This window comes from Kitasatospora sp. NPDC059827, assembly GCF_042731675.1.
Taxonomy (GTDB): domain Bacteria; phylum Actinomycetota; class Actinomycetes; order Streptomycetales; family Streptomycetaceae; genus Kitasatospora.
In genome coordinates this window covers 68,489-84,533 of the sequence record NZ_JBHWIV010000037.1, presented here as the reverse complement: position 1 = coordinate 84,533, position 16,045 = coordinate 68,489, and the positions used below count along the sequence as shown (strand labels likewise).

At 74.8% G+C, this 16,045-nt stretch carries 12 protein-coding genes; 7 read left to right on the top strand and 5 right to left on the bottom strand.

The annotated features are described in order from the left end of the window. Nucleotides 1-296 precede the first annotated feature (296 nt). Nucleotides 297-1,685, bottom strand: coding sequence for a TolB family protein (locus tag ACFV8H_RS23295; protein WP_380403058.1), 1,389 nt, complete (start codon nucleotides 1,683-1,685; stop codon nucleotides 297-299). A gap of 269 nt (nucleotides 1,686-1,954) precedes the next feature. Here ACFV8H_RS23295 and ACFV8H_RS23290 point away from each other — a divergent pair, with 269 nt between their 5' ends. Next, the gene (locus ACFV8H_RS23290; RefSeq protein WP_375886478.1) at nucleotides 1,955-2,866 is read left to right on the top strand and encodes a LysR family transcriptional regulator; all 912 of its coding nucleotides are present in this window, start codon (nucleotides 1,955-1,957) and stop codon (nucleotides 2,864-2,866) included. A gap of 203 nt (nucleotides 2,867-3,069) precedes the next feature. Next, nucleotides 3,070-4,341, top strand: a complete 1,272-nt coding sequence (locus ACFV8H_RS23285; protein WP_380403055.1) for an erythromycin esterase family protein — start codon at nucleotides 3,070-3,072, stop codon at nucleotides 4,339-4,341. A gap of 90 nt (nucleotides 4,342-4,431) precedes the next feature. On the opposite strand, the gene ACFV8H_RS23280 is transcribed toward ACFV8H_RS23285, so the two are convergent. After that, nucleotides 4,432-4,938, bottom strand: coding sequence for a hypothetical protein (locus ACFV8H_RS23280; RefSeq protein WP_380403052.1), 507 nt, complete (start codon nucleotides 4,936-4,938; stop codon nucleotides 4,432-4,434). A gap of 237 nt (nucleotides 4,939-5,175) precedes the next feature. Here ACFV8H_RS23280 and ACFV8H_RS23275 point away from each other — a divergent pair, with 237 nt between their 5' ends. Together ACFV8H_RS23275 and ACFV8H_RS23270 are read left to right on the top strand one after the other, a co-directional pair. Further along, nucleotides 5,176-6,507, top strand: a complete 1,332-nt coding sequence (locus ACFV8H_RS23275) for a sensor histidine kinase (protein WP_380403049.1) — start codon at nucleotides 5,176-5,178, stop codon at nucleotides 6,505-6,507. Next, nucleotides 6,495-7,175, top strand: a complete 681-nt coding sequence (locus ACFV8H_RS23270; RefSeq protein WP_375886500.1) for a LuxR C-terminal-related transcriptional regulator — start codon at nucleotides 6,495-6,497, stop codon at nucleotides 7,173-7,175. The genes ACFV8H_RS23275 and ACFV8H_RS23270 overlap by 13 nt, the downstream gene beginning before the upstream one ends. On the opposite strand, the gene ACFV8H_RS23265 is transcribed toward ACFV8H_RS23270, so the two are convergent. Together ACFV8H_RS23265 and ACFV8H_RS23260 are read right to left on the bottom strand one after the other, a co-directional pair. Next, nucleotides 7,153-8,313 (bottom strand): glycosyltransferase family 4 protein, encoded by a 1,161-nt coding sequence (locus ACFV8H_RS23265; RefSeq protein ID WP_380403046.1) that lies wholly within the window; start codon nucleotides 8,311-8,313, stop codon nucleotides 7,153-7,155. The two genes, ACFV8H_RS23270 and ACFV8H_RS23265, sit on opposite strands and share 23 nt — an antisense overlap. Nucleotides 8,314-8,350: 37 nt before the next feature. Continuing rightward, the gene (locus ACFV8H_RS23260) at nucleotides 8,351-9,679 is read right to left on the bottom strand and encodes a hypothetical protein (protein WP_380403043.1); all 1,329 of its coding nucleotides are present in this window, start codon (nucleotides 9,677-9,679) and stop codon (nucleotides 8,351-8,353) included. Between the two features lie 206 nt (nucleotides 9,680-9,885). On the opposite strand from ACFV8H_RS23260, the gene ACFV8H_RS23255 reads away from it, so the two are divergent. The 3 genes from ACFV8H_RS23255 (at nucleotide 9,886) to ACFV8H_RS23245 (ending at nucleotide 13,494) form a co-directional block, all read left to right on the top strand. Continuing rightward, nucleotides 9,886-10,782, top strand: coding sequence for a Gfo/Idh/MocA family protein (locus ACFV8H_RS23255; RefSeq protein WP_380403070.1), 897 nt, complete (start codon nucleotides 9,886-9,888; stop codon nucleotides 10,780-10,782). 293 nt (nucleotides 10,783-11,075) lie between these two features. Then, nucleotides 11,076-12,911 (top strand): endonuclease/exonuclease/phosphatase family protein, encoded by a 1,836-nt coding sequence (locus tag ACFV8H_RS23250; RefSeq protein ID WP_380403067.1) that lies wholly within the window; start codon nucleotides 11,076-11,078, stop codon nucleotides 12,909-12,911. A 61-nt stretch (nucleotides 12,912-12,972) separates the two neighbouring features. Continuing rightward, the gene (locus ACFV8H_RS23245; RefSeq protein ID WP_380403040.1) at nucleotides 12,973-13,494 is read left to right on the top strand and encodes a GNAT family N-acetyltransferase; all 522 of its coding nucleotides are present in this window, start codon (nucleotides 12,973-12,975) and stop codon (nucleotides 13,492-13,494) included. Nucleotides 13,495-13,507: 13 nt separating this feature from the next. Here ACFV8H_RS23245 and ACFV8H_RS23240 read toward each other — a convergent pair whose 3' ends face one another. Continuing rightward, nucleotides 13,508-15,868 carry an ATP-binding cassette domain-containing protein gene (locus ACFV8H_RS23240; RefSeq protein WP_380403037.1) on the bottom strand — a complete coding sequence of 787 codons (2,361 nt, stop codon included), beginning with the start codon at nucleotides 15,866-15,868 and terminating at the stop codon, nucleotides 13,508-13,510. Between the last annotated feature and the right edge of the window lie 177 nt (nucleotides 15,869-16,045).

Sequence of the window (16,045 nt, the reverse complement as noted above, 5' to 3'; positions counted from 1 at the left end):
GGCGCTCGGCGGTGGGCGGCCTGGGGGGCCTTCGGGCGGGGGTTGGACTCGCGGCCGGCCGGCGGCGGCCGGCCCCCCCGCCCCCCCCCGCCGGGGTCGGGGGGGGCGGCGCCCGGTCGGACAGGCCCCCCCGGGCGGTCGGTCCGGGAACGAGCCAAGCGCCGGACGGCCCCCCGGGTCAACAGCTGAGATGAATCCGGACGGAAAATACGTCAACAGACGTAATCGGGCGGCGGGCCGTGCGGGCCGTGCGCGTCGGATGGGCGGGGAGGCCGGGTGCGGTGGCCGGGCGCGGTTCAGAGGCGGCGGCGGAACACGTCCGTGACGGTGTTGGTGTCGCCCGGCACCAGGTTGCCGTCCTCGGCGTCGAACAGCACCGTGCCGCCCTCGGCGTCCACGTACGGGTTCTGCGCGGCGGCGGTGCTCTGGGAGCCGTCCGAGGCGAGGCTGACCCGCTCGATCCGGCCGGTCCACAGGTCGCGGCGGAACACGTCGGAGGACTGGTTGGTGTCGTCGGCGACCAGGTCGTCCGCGGCGGAGTCGAAGTAGACCCAGCGTCCGTCGGCGGTGATCGCCGGGTCGTAGGAGCCGTCGGTGGGCGTGGTGCCGGGCAGCGGGGTGTTGACGAGGGTGACCTTGCCGGTGACCAGGTCGTGGACGTACAGGTCCATCCGGAGGCCGTGGTTGCCGGGGCGGGGGCCGACGCCGTAGGTCGGCATGCCGTACAGCGCGTAGCGGCCGTCGGGGCTGATCCGGGCGTCCATCAGGCCGACGCCGCGCTCGGCGCCGGTGGTGTCCACGCCGGCGACGACCGTCCGGCCGGTGGTGGCGGACCAGACGTAGTACGGGTAGAAGCGTGGGCCGGCCAGCTCGGCGTCCGCCGCCGCCGGGGCCGAGGGGGTGCCCGGGGCGGGGTCGGTGAGGTTGTAGGCCCGGGAGACGAAGCCGACCGTGCGCCCGTCCGCGCTGATGGTCGGACGGTAGGAGTGGTTGTCCGCGCCGGTGCCGCCCGCCGGGCCGGTGGTGACCAGCCGGGTGGTGTGGGTCCAGCGGTCGGTGACGTAGATGTTGATCTTCCCGCGGCGGATGCCGGTGGTCAGGTCGGTGCGGTTCGAGGCGTAGGCGACGTAGCGGCCGTCCGCGCTCAGCGTGGGGTTGTCCGCGCTGCGGATGGTCTCGTCGTCCGCGGTGGCGAGCAGGCCGCCGGTGATCAGCTCGGTGCGCCCCGTCCAGCGGTCGCGGACGAACACGTCGTTCTCGTGCTTCGCCTGGCCGGGGACGACGTTGGTGGCGGCGGTGCTGAACGCCACGAACCGGCCGTCCGCGCTGATCGAGGCGTCCGTGGTGGGGGCGTTCAGCTGCGAGCCGTCGTCGGCGACGCTGACCCGCTCGATGTGGCCGTTGCGCAGGTCGCGGACGTAGACCTCGCCGGAGTTCGGGGTGGCGGTGGACGGCAGCAGGTCGGTCGCGGCCGACGAGAACAGCGCCGAACGGCCGTCCGCGCTCAGCCCGAGCCCGGTCGAGGCGCCGTTCAGCTGCTCCCCCTTGAAGCCCTCGCTGACCCGGGCGGTGTCGCCCTTGGGCGGCCGGGCCTCGGCGGCGGGCATCACGGCGCCGACCGCGAGGGCGGCCACCAGGACGCAGCCGGCGCGGGCGAGCCGGCGGCGGGAACGGGCGGTGATCATGGACATCCTCCCCAGATGACGAGTACCGGGCCCCGGAGTCCCCGGCCCGGTCCGTTCCCGAGCCAAGCGCCGTGCGGACCGGGCGGTCAACGGGCCGAGACGATCTCGGGCCGAAATACGCCACCGGTGGTACTGCCCCGGAAACCGCCCTGCGAGCGGCCCTGCCGGCGGCATCCCGGAGGCCCTACGGACGGCGTTCCGGAAGCCCCGGACGGCCCTGGGAACGGCACCCCGGACGGCCCGCTCCGCCGCGCTGGCAGAATTGACGTGTGATCGACGCACGACGGCTGCGGACCCTCCGGGCCGTGGCGGACCACCGCACCGTGACCGCCGCGGCGGCCGCCCTCTACCTGACCCCCTCCGCGGTCTCCCAGCAGCTGGCCGCCCTGGAACAGGAGACCGGCCACCACCTGCTGGCCCGGGAGGGCCGGGGCGTGCGGCTGACCGCCGCCGGGGAGATCCTGCTCGGCCACGCCGACGCGGTGCTCGCCCAGCTGGAGCGGGCCGAGGCCGACCTCGCCGCGTACAGCGCGGGCGTCGCGGGCGAGGTCACCGTCGCCTCCTTCGCGACCGGCATCTCGCACGTGCTCGCCCCGGCGATCGGCTTGCTGGCCGGCCGCGCCCCCGGCCTGCGGCTCAAGGTGCTCGACGCCGAGGGCGACGCCAGCCTCCCGATGGTGCTGGACGGCCGCGCCGACCTCGCGGTGGCCGTCGAGTACCGCGGCGCCCCGCGCGCCGACGACGCCCGGCTGACCAGGGTCCCGCTGTACGCCGAACCCTTCGAGGCCGTGCTGCCGCTGGCCCACCCGCTGGCCGCCGAGGCCGGGCCGCTGGCGGTGGCCGCGCTGGCGGACGAGCCGTGGATCGGCCCCTACCCGGGCAACCCCTGCCACGACGTGGTCCTGCTCGCCTGCGAGCACGCCGGCTTCCAGCCGCGCCTGCTGCACTCCTCCGACGACTTCCGCGCCGTCGTCGCCCTGGCCTCGGCGGGCGCCGGTGTCGCCCTGGTGCCGCGCTCCGCGCTCCGCGGGGTGGACCTGGCCCGGGTGGCGGTCCGCCCGGTCGACAGTGACCTCGCCACCCGCCGGGTCTTCGCCGCCGTCCGGGCCGGCGCCGACGGGCACCCGCTGCTCCGCCCGGTCCTCGACTCCCTCGCCGAGGCCGCCGCCGCGGGCGCCTGACCTGCCGACGGAAGCCCGCTCACGGAAGCCGCCCGTGGCCGTCGCCGAAGGGGCCGAGGTGGCGCTGGCGGACCTCCGGGAGATCCTCGACACCGTTCGGCGGAACGGCTGTTGACCATGCGTCAGATCCCGGGCTCCCGTGGTCGGACCCGCCCACTCGTTCGCGTAGGATCGGATGCCGGGGCGGCGCGGAAGGGGCGGACGTGGGCGATGACGTGACGGACTGGCTGGCGGCGAACGCCGTCCCGCTCGACAGTCTGGACGCCGGGGCCCCGGCCGGTGACCTGGCTCCGCTGCGCCGGGTGCTGGGGGAGGCCCGGGTCGTCGGGCTCGGCGAATCCACCCACGGGACGGCCGAGTTCTTCCGGCTCAAGCACCGGCTGCTCGAATTCCTGGTCCGCGAACTCGACTTCGGGGCCCTGGCCATGGAGGCCAGCGCGGCCTCCGCCGGGGCGGTGGACGCCTACGTCCGGTACGGCACCGGCGACCCGGTCACCGCCCTGGACCGGCTGGGCTTCTGGACCTGGAAGACCTACGAAGTGCTCGCCCTGGTCGAATGGTTGCGCGAGTACAACCGGGCGCTGCCCGAGGCCCGGCGGGTGCGCTTCGTCGGCGTCGATCCGCAGCGCAGCGCCGGATCGGCCGAGGAAGTCCACGCCTTCCTCCGGCAGGTGGCGCCCGAGCGGGCCGCCGCCGTGCACCGCACCCTGCGGGCGATCGGCGACAGCACACCGGCCGGGGACCTCGAAGGCGGCGGTGAACTGCACGCCGGTGCCCGGCAGTTGCTCGACGAACTGGTGGACCGCCGGGAGGGCCATGCGGCCCTGGCCGGTGCCGCCGCCACCGACCGGGCGATCGCCCACGCCCGCAACCTGGTCCGGGCCGCCGACCTGGCCCGCCGCCCACCACTGGGCACCGATGGCAGGACCGAAGAGGGATCGCTCGCCGCCCGGGACCGCCACATGGCCGAGGCCGTCGCCGAACTCCACGACAGCACCGGGCTGCGGACGGCCGTGTGGGCCCACAACAGCCATGTGATGACCGGCCGTTACGCGGCCGGCGTCCCCGCCATGGGCCGCCACCTCCGGGAGCGCTACGGCGACGGCTACTACGCCCTCGGCCTGCTCCTCGGCAAGGGCGCCTTCCGGGCCCGCACCGGCTCCACCCGGGCCCGCCCGCCGCGCCGGCACGGCATCGGCGGCGGCGGACCGAAGTCCGTCGAGGGCCGGCTCGCCGCCGCCCACCGCGACGACCACCTGATCGACCTGCGCGCCGCCCGCGGCGAGCCCGCCGTCGAGGCCTGGTTGGCCGAACGCCACTACCTGCGCAGCTTCGGCGCGGGCGTGCCCCGGTTCAGCTACCGCTTCGAACTGGCGCCGACGGTGCTGGCCGAGGAGTACGACGGCCTCGCCTACGTCCGCCGCTCGACCTGCACGCGGCCCCTGCCGCTGCCCCCGGAGCCCGGCAGCCGCTGACCGGACGCCGAGCGGCACGGACGGTGAGCGGACCACCCCGCACCGCTGCCCCGGGCCTGGCCGGGGCAGGTGCGGGGTGCGCCCGGCGGATCAGCGCTGGATCTCGACCCGGGCCCGCTCGTTCGGCGTGCCGATGTCCCAGAAGCGGACCGTGCCGCGCGCGCCGCCATAGGCGCCCGTACCGCCGGTGACGGCCATGTCGAGCGGGGCGCCCGAGCCGTTCGTCCAGAGCGACTGCATCGTCAGCGAGCCGCCCTCGACCTCGATGGTGAGCAGGCAGTGCTTGGTGACCTCCGCGCCGTGGATCTGGACGACCTGGCAGCTTCCGCCCCCGCGGCCGACGGTGCGGCCGTCCTGGACGGTGCCGCCGGAGTAGACGTCCTGGTCGCCCAGGCTCGGCCCGGCCGGGCCGACGTCCACGGTCTCGTACTGGTCGTTCTGGAGCTTGAGTTCGAGCACCTCGACGCGGCCCGGCCGCGGGGCGTCGGCGTCCGCGCTGCCCACGGCGGCGAGGCCGATCGCGGCGGTGGCCAAGGAGGCGGCGACGAGCCTCCTGACCGTCAGGTGCCTGCTGCTGCGTGCGGTGGTGGTGGCCATGGTGGTCCCTTTCGTCGAGAACCCTGGTGCGAACTCCCTCGACGCTATGACCTGCGGGTCCCTCCCTTCCAAGACCGATTCCGCTATCACGCCATGCCCTCGCGGGCATGATCGGCAGGGGCGACCCGCGGCCGCACCCGTCCCGGAGGCCCCCGAACCGCCCCCGAACCGCCGTCGGCCCGCCGCCCGGTAGGGTCGGACCACAGGGTTCGTACGCGTCCGGGGAGGGGGAGTGCCGTGAGCGCCGTGCCGGTCACCGTCCGGACGGTCACCGTCCGGACGGGCACCGTCCGGACAGTCACCGTCTGGGCGGAGCTGCGACGGCGGCCGCTGGGCTTCCTGTGGTCGGCGTGGCCGCTGCGCGTCTGGGTGTTCCTGCTGACCGGCACCCTCCAGGGCACCGCCGTGCTGGTGCTGTTCGCGGTGCTGCTGTTCGTCGGTGTCGGGCTGTCCGTGGTCGGGATCGGCCTGCCGGTGCTGGCCGGGACGGCCGTGCTCGGGGTGCCGTTCGGTGCGCTGGAGCGGCGGCGGCTGCTGCTGGTCGAGCCGGTGCCGCTGGCCGACCCGCACGGTTCGCTGCCCGGCGCGGGGGCGGCCGTCCGGCTGCGGAGCAGGCTCAGGGAGCGGGCCACCTGGCGCGAACTGGCGTACCTGCTGGTCCAGGCCGTGCTGTTCACGGCGAGCGGCCTCGGCTTCGTCGCGCTGTTCGGGTTCTCGCTGCTGCTGTCGGCGGCGCCGGTGTTCGTGTGGGCGGTCAGCCCGGACACCGTGATGCTGATCCCCGGTCAGCCGATCTCGGGGCCGCTCGCGGCCCTGCCCGGCACCGCCGCCGGGCTGCTCGGCCTGGTGGTCTGCGCCTACACCGGGGCCCTGCTGACCGGGGCGCAGGTGTGGACGGCGCAGCTGCTGCTCGCGGCGCGGGACGAGGACCTGAGCGGCCGGGTCACCGAACTCACCCGCTCCCGCGCCCGGTTGGTGGACGCCTTCGAGGCGGAGCGGCGCCGGATCGAGCGCGACCTGCACGACGGCGCCCAGCAGCAGCTGGTGGCCCTGAGCATGACCCTGGGCCTGGCCGAACTGGAGCTGCGCGGCCGGGAACCGGCGGCCGCCGAACTCGTCACCCGGGCCCGCGGCGAGGCCCGGCGGGCGCTGGAGCAGCTGCGCACCCTGGTGCGCGGGATCCACCCGCAGGTGCTGACCGACCACGGACTGCCCGCGGCCGTCGCCGAGTTGGCGCTGCGCCACCCCGTCCCGGTCACCGTCGACATCGACCTGCCGCACCGGCTGCCCGGCCCGGTGGAGACCGCCGCGTACTTCACCGTCACCGAGGCGCTGACCAACGCCGCCAAGCACAGCGGCGCGGACGAGGTCGACGTCGCGGCGCGCCTGGAGGACGGGAAGCTGGTGCTGCTCGTCACCGACAACGGCCGTGGCGGGGCCGATCCCGCCGCCGGCGCCGGCCTCCAGGGGCTGGCCGACCGGGTGGCCATCCTGAGAGGACGACTCATCGTGACCAGCCCCGTCGGCGGACCGACCCGACTGCGCGTGGAGGTCCCGTGCTCCGGGTAGTGCTCGCCGAGGACGCCGTACTGCTGCGGGCCGGCCTGGTGGAGCTGCTCGGCCGGGTCGGGCACCGGGTGGTCGCCGCCGTCGGCGAGGCCGGGGAGCTGGCCCGGGCCGTCGACGCCGAACGGCCCGACGTCGTCATCACCGACGTCCGGATGCCGCCGGACTTCCGCGACGAGGGGCTCCGGGCCGCCGTCGAACTGCGCGCCCGGCACCGGGGGTTGCCCGTCCTGGTGCTCTCCCAGTACGTGGCGACGGCCTACGCGACCCGGCTGTTCGGCGAGGACTCCGCCACCGGGGGCGGCCTCGGCTACCTGCTCAAGGACCGGGTCGGCGAGGTCACCGACTTCATCGACGCGCTGGAGCGGGTGGCGGCCGGGCAGACCGTGCTGGACCCGGAGGTGGTCCGGGTGCTGCTCGGGCAGCGCACCGCCGACGAGCCGTTGAAGCGGCTCACCCCGCGCGAGCGGGAGGTTCTGGGGCTGATGGCGGAGGGGCTCAACAACCAGTCGATCGCCCAGCGGCTGACCGTCACCGAGGCCTCGGTGGTCAAGCACGCCGGCAACATCTTCATGAAGCTGGACGTCGACCCGGTGGAGGGCAACCGGCGGGTGCTGGCGGTGCTGGCGTACCTGCGGGGGCGGCCGGTCATCCCGCCGGCGGGACGGTGACGGGGCGCAGCTCCGCGCCGGGGGTGAGCAGGTGGGTGAGCCGCTCGGCCGAGGCCTCCCAGGACCACTGGTCGGCCACCCAGCGGCGGCCCCGCCGCCCGAACTCCCGGGCCCGGTCCCGGTCCAGCAGGGCCGCCGCGACGGCGTCGGCCACGGCCGGCACGGACCGGCCGTCCACCACGCTCCCGGTCCGGCCGTCCAGGACGGCGTCGGGCGCGCCGCCGGAGCGGCCGGCCACCACGGGCAGGCCGCCGGCCGCGGCCTCCAGCAGGACGATGCCGAGGCCCTCCGCCTCCAGGCCGGCCCGCCTGGTCCGGCACGGCATGGCGAAGACGTCCGCCGCCGCGTAGTACCGGGCGGTCGCGTCGTGCTCCAGACCGCCGGCGAACACCACGGCGCCCGGCGCGAGCCGGTCCGCCAGCCCGCGCAGCCGCCGCTCGTCGGGGCCCTGCCCGACCAGCAGCAGGACGGCGTCCGGGACATTCCGGCGGATCAGCGGCAGCGCCCGGATCAGGGCGTCCTGGCCCTTGCGGGGCACCAGCCGGGACACGCAGAGGACCACCGGGGCGTCGCCGAGGCCGTACTCGGCGCGGACCGCCCGGCGGTGCTCCGCCGAGGGCCGGAACGTCCCCGCGTCCACACCGGGGACGAGCCGCTCCAGCCGGGCCCGCGGCCCCAGCGCGGGGGCGATCCGGCGGCGGGTGTACTCGCCGAGGTAGGTGACCACGTCCACGTGGTCGCCTATCCGGCGCAGCAGCCGGCGGGCCAGCGGGGCGCGGGCCCACCAGATCTCGTGGCCGTGGGTGGTGGCGACGCTCCGTTCGATCCCGCCGCGGCGCAGCGCGGGCGCCATCGCGGCCAGCGGCGCGGCGGCGCCGAACCAGACCCGGTCGCAGCCGTGGGCGCGGGCGATCTCCAGCGTCCGGCGGGTGACCCGGGCGGTGGGCAGCAGGGTGCGGGCCGGGTCGCGGACCACCGGGAAGGGCAGGGAGGCGTCGTACCGGGCGGCGCCCGGGTCGGCGGAGGTGTGGACGACCACGTCGTGGTCCGGTACGCGCACGGCCATCGCGTGCACGAAGGTCTCGATGCCGCCCTGCCGGGGCGGGAAGTCGTTGGTGACGATCAGGGTGGTGCCCATGGGGTGTCGGTGCCTCGTATCCGGGAGGGGTGGTCGGTCAGACGAAGAGGGGGTTCGGGCGGTCGGCGCCGGTCCGCGGGGCCGGGGCGGGGACGGCGGCGGACGGAACCGGGCGAGCCCCGGGCACGACGCGGGCCCAGAGCGCCAGCACGACGGGCAGCGCCAGGTAGCCGAAGCGGCCGGCCGGGGCCAGCAGGAAGGCGCTGCCCAGGCCGAGGGCCAGCCGGTCGGCGGCGGCGACCAGAGTGTGGGGCGGCCGGCGCACCAGGGAGACGGCGACGGCCAGACCGGCGGCCAGCAGCAGGGCGAGCGCCGCCCACCAGCCGGCCGGGCCGAGGTCGGCGAGCAGCTTGCCCGGCAGCGGGCTGGCGGCCTCGGTGCGCAGCTCGCCGCGGCCGAGCGGGAAGGCCAGCACCTGGGCGACCATCGGTCCGGGGGCGAGCAGGGCGGCGGGCAGCACCAGGGCGGCGGTGCCGAGCAGCGCCGTGCCGCAGCCGCGGGCGGCGGCCCGCCGGCCGGCCGTGGCGGCCAGCAGGGCGACGGCGACGGCCACCGCGGGCCAGGCCGTCCACTTGATCGCGCAGGCCGCGGCCAGCGCCGGCCCGGTGGCGGTCGGGCGGCCCGTCGAGGCGAGCGCGAGGGCCAGGCAGAGCAGGCCGGTCAGCGGGAGGTCGACGCCGCTGACCGCGAGCGGCAGCGCCACGACCGGCGAGGCGACCAGGGCCGCGAGGGCCGGGAGGGCCGCCCCGGCCGGTACCGGGCCCCGGTTCCGTCCGGTGCCCGTTCCGTCCTCCGGCGCGGCGGCGCGCAGCACCCGGTGGGCGAGCCACAGGCTGCCGAGGAACACGGCGGCGCACCACAGCCGGGGATCGCCCGCCAGCCGGGCCGGCAGGCCGTCGGCGCCGAGCACCGCGCGCGGCACGCCCAGCAGGGCCATCGCCGGCAGGTAGGGCGTCACCTCGGCCACCGTGCGCGGCTCGTCGAGGTACGGGGAGCCCTGGTGCAGCAGCAGCCAGCCGGACCGTTCGATCACCCCGACCTCGCTCTGCCCGGCCCCGGAGTGCACCAGCAGCAGCAGCGGCAGGACGACCGCCCCGGCCAGGGCGAGCGCGGTCGAGCGGGCCGGGGCGTCCCGCCGCGCGGGCAGCAGGACGGCGACCGCCGCGACGAGGTAGCCGACCGCGGCGACGGCGCCCCAGGTCCGGTGCGGCCCGAGCGGGGAGACGAGGGGGAACACGGCGGCCCAGGCGGCGCAGGCGAGCCAACCGGCGCACCAGTACCACCTGCGCCCGTCCGCTCCCGGAGCCCGGCGGGGCTGGTGAGTGAGCACCTCACCATTGCAGCGGCGGCGGGTGGGTGACGTCATGACAGCCAGGTCGAGGAACGGTGGTCGGGTTTTCCCTACCGTCCCGGCCCTACCGCCCCGGGCCCGCCGAGCCCGCCCCACCCTCCCGGCCCCGGCCGGGATCGTGCCCGAACCGCCGTACGACGGACCGCGTAGGGTGGCGGAACCATGACCGGCCGCACCCCCCAGGAGTCTCCATGACCTCGACCGTCGTCCCCGCCGGCCCGCTGCCGGTCGGGGTGATCGGCCTCGGCGACATCGCGCAGAAGGCGTACCTGCCGGTGCTCACCGCCCTGCCCGGGCTGGACCTGCGCCTGATGACCCGGGACCGGGCCAAGCTGGACCGGCTGGGGGAGACCCACCGGATCGACGCCGCAAGCCGGTTCACCGACCTGGGCGCGCTGATCGACAGCGGCATCCGGGCCGCCTTCGTGCACGCGGCCACCGACCAGCACGTGCCGATCGTCGAGCAGCTGCTCGGCGCCGGGGTGGACGTGTACGTGGACAAGCCGCTCGACTACACCGTGGACGGCGCCCGCCGGCTGGTCGACCTCGCCGACCGCACCGGCCGCTCGCTGATGGTCGGCTTCAACCGGCGCCACGCCCCCGGCTACGCCCAGGCGTTGGAGCGCCCGCGCGACCTGATCGTGCTGCAGAAGAACCGCGAGGGCCTGCCCGAGGCCGCCCGGACGCTGGTCTTCGACGACTTCGTGCACGTGGTGGACACCCTGCGGTTCCTGGTCCCCGGCGAGATCGAGCAGGTGGACGTCCGGGCCCGCAAGGACCGCGAGGGCCTGGTGGAGCACGTGGTGCTGACGCTCGGCGGGGAGGGCTTCACCGCACTCGGCATCATGAACCGGGTCTCCGGCTCGACCGAGGAGGTGCTGGAGGTCTCCGGCGGCGACTCCAAGCGCGAGGTGCGCAACCTCGCCGAGGTCATCGACCACCGGGGCCAGCCCACCGTCCGGCGGCGCGGCGACTGGGTGCCGGTGGCCCGTCAGCGCGGGATCGAGCAGTGCGTGCTGGGCTTCCTGGACGCCGTCCGGGCCGGGAAGACCCTGGACGCCCACGACGCGCTGCGCACCCACGAGTTGTGCGAGCTGATCGTGGAACGGATCGGGTAAAGCCGGGCAAAGGACCGGTCAAACTGGGGAATTGCTGGGCGGCTGCTGGAAGGAGTCTGGGAAACAGCCGAATCGATGCTTCCGCACGTCACCGGGCCGGAACCGACAGTTCATTGACGAGGTCTTGTCGGGGCATTTTCTACGCGCGTATCTTGAGGGCGCCTCGGGGGAACGGGAGCCGTCCCCCGCTCTCTCCCGACCTTCCTTCTAAGCGAGTAGCGTCCGCTGCCCGAGCTAGGAGCCATGCCCCGGTGACCACCGCCTCCGCCCCCCGCCCCCGCAGAGCCGCCCTGTTGCGCGCCGCCGTCGCCCCGGCCGCACTCGCCGTCTCGCTGGTGCTCGTCCCGCTGCCGTCCGCCGTCGCCGCCGGCGCGGCCGCCGCCCCGCCCGCGCCCACCGAGGCCGGTCCGCTGCGGATCCACGACATCCAGGGCACCACTCGGGTCTCCCCGCAGGCCGGCAAGCCGGTCACCGGCGTGCCCGGAATCGTCACCGGCGTGCGCGCGTACGGCAGTTCCAAGGGATTCTGGCTGCAGGACCCGAACCCGGACGCCGACCCGGCCACCAGCGAGGGCATCTTCGTCTTCACCGGCGGAAACCCGACCGTGAAGGTCGGCGACTCGGTGCTGGTCAGCGGAAAGGTCACCGAGTACTACCCGAACTCCTCGGGCGGCTCGCAGTCCGTCACCGAGCTCACCGGCCCCGCCGTCACGGTGCTCTCGGGCGGCAACCCGCTGCCCGCCCCCGTGGTGGTGGACACCCGCAACATCCCTGGCACCTACGCCCCGCCGGCCGGGCCCGACGGCAGCATCGACGCCGGGCGGCTCGACCCGGAGAAGTACGCCCTGGACTTCTACGAGTCGCTGGAGGGCATGCTCGTCCAGGTCAAGGACGTCCGGGTGATACAGGCGACCGACAAGTACAACGAGCTCTGGGTCGCCGCCGACCGGCAGGACCAGCGCAGCAAGCGCGGCGGCGTGCTCTACGAGTCCTACCGCGAGCCCAACGTCGGCCGCCTGATGGTGCAGCAGCAGGCCGCCGTCACCCAGCAGCCCTTCCCGGTCGCCAACGTCGGCGACGAGCTCACCGGCACCACCACCGGCCCGCTGGACTACAACTCCTTCGGCGGCTACACCCTGGTGGCCGGCACCCTCGGCACCCTCAAGGACAACCACCTCCAGCGCGAGGTCACCCCGCAGGCGAGCGAGCGCGAACTCACCGTCGCCACCTACAACGTGGAGAACCTGGCCGCCACCAACCCGGACGCCAAGTTCGCCGAGCTGGCCCAGGGCGTCGTCACCAACCTGCGCTCGCCCGACATCGTCGCCCTGGAGGAGATCCAGGACAACAACGGCGCCAAGAGCGACGGCACCGTCGACGCGAGCCAGACCGTCGCCAAGTTCCTCGCCGCGATCAAGGCGGCCGGCGGCCCCGCCTACGACTGGCGCTCGGTCGACCCCCAGGACGGCAAGGACGGCGGCGAGCCCGGCGGCAACATCCGCCAGGTCTTCCTGTTCAACCCCCAGCGGGTCTCCTTCACCGACATCCCCGGCGGCAGCGCCACCACCGCCGTCGGCGTCACCGGCACCGGCGCCGCCACCGCGCTCACCGCCTCGCCCGGCCGGATCGCGCCCACCGACGACGCCTGGACCAACAGCCGCAAGCCGCTGGTCGGCCAGTTCGCGTTCCGCGGCCAGAAGGTCTTCGTGATCGCCAACCACTTCAACAGCAAGGGCGGCGACCAGGGCATCGACAGCCGCTTCCAGGCCCCGACCCGCAGCTCCGAGGTGCAGCGGGTCAAGCAGGCCACCGTCGAGCAGGCCTTCGTCGCGGGGCTGCTGGCCGCCGACAAGCAGGCCAGGATCGTCTCGCTCGGCGACTTCAACGACTACCAGTTCTCGCCCGCGCTGGCCGCGCTCACCAAGGGCGGCGTGCTGCGCGACCTGGTGAACGAGCTGCCGGAGACCGAGCAGTACTCCTACGTCTACCAGGGCAACTCCCAGGTGCTCGACCACGTCCTGGTCAGCCCCGAGCTCGGCTACGCCAAGTACGACGTGGTGCACATCAACGCCGAGTTCGCCCAGCAGGCCAGCGACCACGACCCGCAGGTAGTCCGCCTCAAGCCGTGACCTGAGCTGCGGTTATCCTGCCTCCGTCGCCGGCGACCGCCGACGGCGGAGGCAGGATCGCGTGACGGGGGACGACGTGCAGTACCGGATCGAACGGATCGGCCGCGACGACTGGGAGCGGCTGCGCACCATCCGGCTGGCCCAGCTCCTCGACACCCCGCTGGCGTTCGGCGAGACCCACGCGTACGCGCAGCTCCAGGGCGAGGGCAACTGGCGGGCCCGTACGGACTGGCTGAACGAGCCCGGCCGGATCGGCCTGGTCGCCGTGGACGGCGACGACCGGTGGGTCGCCACCATGCTCTCGATCCCCAGCCGCAAGACCGCGACCGTCGACCTGATCGGCGTCTGGGTCGACCCGGCGCACCGCGGCCACGAGCGCGGCGTCGCCGACGCCCTGCTGGACGCGGTGATCGCCTGGGCCCGGGAGGGCGGCGCCGAGTGGATGCTGCTCGGCGTCCACGAGGCGAACGACCGCGCCGCCGCCTTCTACCGGCGGCGCGGCTTCACCTGCACGGGCGGCGAGACGCCGTACGTGCTGGACGAGCGGGCCCGGATCCTGGAGATGGTCCTCCCGCTCGGGTAGCACGCGCCCCGGCTCACCCCACGTACGCCGCGAGGTGCTCGCCGGTCAGCGTCGAGCGGGCCGCGACCAGCTCGGCCGGGGTGCCCTCGAAGACCACCCGGCCGCCGTCGTGCCCGGCGCCCGGCCCGAGGTCGATGATCCAGTCGGCGTGCGCCATCACCGCCAGGTGGTGCTCGATCACGATCACCGACTTGCCGGAGTCCACCAGCCGGTCCAGCAGGCCGAGCAGCTGCTCGACGTCCGCCAGGTGCAGCCCGGTGGTCGGCTCGTCCAGGACGTAGACCCCGCCCTTGTCCGCCATGTGGGTGGCCAGCTTCAACCGCTGCCGCTCACCGCCGGACAGCGTGGTCAGCGGCTGCCCGAGGCTGAGGTAGCCCAGGCCGACGTCGGCGAGCCGCTCCAGGATCCGGTGCGCGGCCGGCAGCTTCGCCTCGCCGTCGCCGAAGAACGCCTCCGCCTCGCCCACCGACATCGCCAGCACCTCGCTGATGTCCCGGCCGCCCAGCCGGTACTCCAGCACCGAGGCCTGGTAGCGCTTGCCCTCGCAGTCCTCGCAGGTGGTGGCCACCCCGGCCATCATCGCCAGGTCGGTGTAGACCACGCCGGCGCCGTTGCAGGTCGGGCAGGCGCCCTCCGAGTTGGCGCTGAACAGGGCCGGCTTCACCCCGTTCGCCTTGGCGAAGGCCTTGCGGATCGGCTCCAGCAGCCCGGTGTACGTCGCCGGGTTGCTGCGCCGGGAGCCCTTGATCGCCCCCTGGTCGACCGAGACCACGCCCTCGCTCGGCGGGATCGAGCCGTGGACCAGCGAACTCTTCCCCGAGCCCGCCACCCCGGTGACCACGGTCAGCACCCCGAGCGGGACGTCCACGTCCACGTCCCGCAGGTTGTGGCTGTCCGCGCCGCGGATCGCCAGTGAGCCGGTGGGCTTGCGCACCTCCGCCCGCAGCGCCGTCCGGTCCGCCAGGTGCCGGCCGGTGACGGTGCCGCTCCCGCGCAGCCCGGCCACGCTGCCCTCGAAGCACACCGAGCCGCCCGCCGCGCCCGCCCCGGGACCGAGGTCCACCACGTGGTCGGCGATCGCGATGGTCTGCGGCTTGTGCTCCACCACCAGCACCGTGTTGCCCTTGTCCCGCAGCCGCAGCAGCAGGTCGTTCATCCGGCTGATGTCGTGCGGGTGCAGCCCGGTGGTGGGCTCGTCGAAGACGTACGTGGTGTCGGTGAGCGAGGAGCCCAGGTGGCGGATCATCTTCACCCGCTGCGCCTCGCCGCCCGACAGGGTGCCGGAGGGGCGGTCCAGCGAGAGGTAGCCGAGGCCGATCTCCACGAAGGCGTCCAGCGCCTGCCGCAGCGCGTCGAGCAGCGGCGCCACCGAGGGCTCGTCCAGCGCCCGGGCCCAGTCCGCGAGGTCGCTGATCTGCATCGCGCAGGCGTCGGCGATGCTGACACCGCCGATCTTCGAGGACCGGGCGGCCTCGCTCAGCCGGGTGCCCCCGCACTCCGGGCAGGCCGTGAAGGTGACGGCCCGCTCCACGAAGGCCCGGATGTGCGGCTGCAGCGCCTCCTTGTCCTTGGACAGCATGGACTTCTGGAGCTTGGGGATCAGGCCCTCGTACGTCAGGTTGACGCCGTTGACCTTGACCTTGGTCGGCTCCCGGTGGAGGAAGTCCTGGAGCTCCTTCTTGGTGTACTTGCGGATCGGCTTGTCCGCGTCCAGGAAGCCCGAGTTGGCGTACACCCCGACCGTCCACCAGCTGTCCGGCTTCCAGCCGGGGATCAGGATCGCGCCCTCGGCGAGCGACTTGGTGTCGTCGTACAGCTGGGTGAGGTCGATGTCGGTGACGCTGCCCCGGCCCTCGCAGCGCGGGCACATGCCGCCGGTGATGCTGAAACTGCGCCGCTCCTTGACCGTCCTGCCGCCGCGCTCCACCGTCACCGCGCCGGCGCCGCTGATCGACGGGACGTTGAAGGAGAAGGCCTTGGGGGAGCCGATGTGCGGGGTGCCCAGCCGGCTGAACAGGATCCGCAGCATCGCGTTGGCGTCGGTCGCGGTGCCGACGGTGGAGCGCGGGTCGGCGCCCATCCGCTGCTGGTCGACCAGGATCGCGGTGGTCAGGCCCTCCAGGACGTCCACCTCGGGGCGGGCCAGGGCCGGCATGAAGCCCTGGACGAAGGCGCTGTAGGTCTCGTTGATCAGCCGCTGCGACTCGGCGGCGATGGTGTCGAAGACCAGCGAGCTCTTGCCGGAGCCGGACACCCCGGTGAACACCGTCAGGCGGCGCTTGGGGATGTCGACGCTGACGTCCTTGAGGTTGTTCTCGCGTGCCCCGTGCACGCGGATCAGGTCGTGGCTGTCGGCGGCGTGCGGCTCGGCCATCGTTCGCTTCGCTCCGTGTCTCGGTGGCTTCTCGGGGGTTCTTCGGTGGCTCTTCGGTCGGCGCCCCGGCCCGCCCCGGCCGGGGCGGGCCCGGGCGGGGCCGCGCGGGGTGCCCGCCCATACGTGTAACCGGACCTGTATCCCCCCCCGGGGCCGGAGGCGCACTCCCCGCAGCCC